Annotated in this window: 1 protein-coding gene; it reads left to right on the top strand. The window is 59.8% G+C overall.

Features of this window, described 5'->3' with window-relative positions; genetic code table 11:
- Window positions 1-153 precede the first annotated feature (153 nt).
- Window positions 154-1,476, top strand: coding sequence for an IS5 family transposase (locus B0G75_RS39960; RefSeq protein ID WP_106286494.1), 1,323 nt, complete (start codon window positions 154-156; stop codon window positions 1,474-1,476).
- Window positions 1,477-1,538 lie beyond the last annotated feature (62 nt).

The following is a 1,538-nucleotide window of genomic DNA, read 5'->3' as shown; positions in this document are numbered from 1 at the left end:
GAAGCCACAGGTGTAGACGTCACGCCACTTAGTCGAGCCTGAAGAATTCGGATAGCCACGTACGTCGGAGCTTTAAGGTCGAAATGGTGTTGCGAGATTTGCAGGAACCTGGCAGATTTATGCGTGAATCCTGCGTTTTTCGACGAGGTGCAGATGGGTCCGAAGACGCCTGTGACGGAAGGAGATTTCTTCCGGCAACCGCTGCGCGAACAGATCAACCTGAAGCATCCGTTGATCTGTTTGGCCGGGCTGATCAACTGGGAACGATTGGGCGCGTCGATGAGCGAGAGCTTCGTATCACGCAAGGGTCGACCAGCGACGTCGCCACGCCTGATTGCGGGGCTGCTGTATTTGCAGCATGCGTTCGATCTGTCCGACGAAGAGGTTGTCTGGCAATGGGTGGAGAACCCGTACTGGCAGGTCTTCACGGGCGACACGTACCTGCAGACCGAACCGCCGATCGATCCGTCGAGCCTGACGCGCTGGACGAAGCGCCTGGGCGAAACCGGCATTGAAGAGTTGCTGGCCGAGACGATCGAAGCAGCAAAGCGTGCTGGTGTTATCAAAGCTTCGAGCGTGAAGCGTGTGATTGTCGATGCGACAGTCACGCAGAAGGCGATCGCCCATCCAATCGATTCGCGATTGCTTGAGCGGTGTCGCGAACATCTGGTGAAGGCAGCGGCAAGGCACGGCCTGAAGCTGCGGCAGAACTACAACCGCGAGGCGCCGCGTCTGGGGCTGCAGATTGGCCGCTACGCTCACGCGAAGCAGTACAAACGCATGAGGAAAGCGTTGCGCACGTTACGCTCGCGCGTTGGACGGGTGATGCGTGATGTGGAGCGACAGGTCGCCCAGGTGGCAGACTCAGGCCGCGCGGCGCTGCTGGAACTGATCGGCCGCACGAAGCGCATCCTGGCGCAGAAGCCGAAGGACAAGAACAAGCTGTACGCGCTGCATGCGCCGGAAGTTGAGTGTCTGGCCAAGGGCAAAGCCCGCACACCATACGAATTCGGCGTGAAGGTGTCGATCACGACGACCCACAAGGAAGGACTGGTCGTTGGCATGCGCTCGATGCCGGGCAATCCGTACGACGGTCATACTCTGGCGGAAGCGCTGGAACAGGCGGCAATCCTGTGCGACGCCACGCCGCAAGTCGCCATCGTCGGCCGTGGATACAAGGGTGTCGCGGTCGATGGCGTAAAGATCTATCATCCAAGCTTGCGACGGGGCATCACACGCGGACTACGCGCGATGACCAGGCGGCGAAGTGCAATCGAGCCAGCCATCGGCCACATGAAGACAGACGGGAGACTCGACCGGAACTGGCTCAAAGGCGCGCTCGGCGATGCGATGCATGCGGTGTTGTGCGGCGCCGGTCACAATCTCAGGATGATCCTCAGGAAGCTGCGGCTTCTTTGTGCCTTCATTCTCGCTGTTTTGCTCGACCGCCGGGTTGCCGCCGACAAAATAATGTGACGCCGGCGGCACAAAAAGCGAATTGTTCAGGGGCAACCACTTAGCGAAACAGCCTAGCGCAG

This window comes from Paraburkholderia sp. BL18I3N2 (assembly GCF_003001875.1).
Lineage (GTDB): Bacteria > Pseudomonadota > Gammaproteobacteria > Burkholderiales > Burkholderiaceae > Paraburkholderia > Paraburkholderia phytofirmans.
The sequence above is the reverse complement of the archived record's forward strand: the minus strand, read 5'-3'. Positions and strand labels throughout refer to the sequence as shown.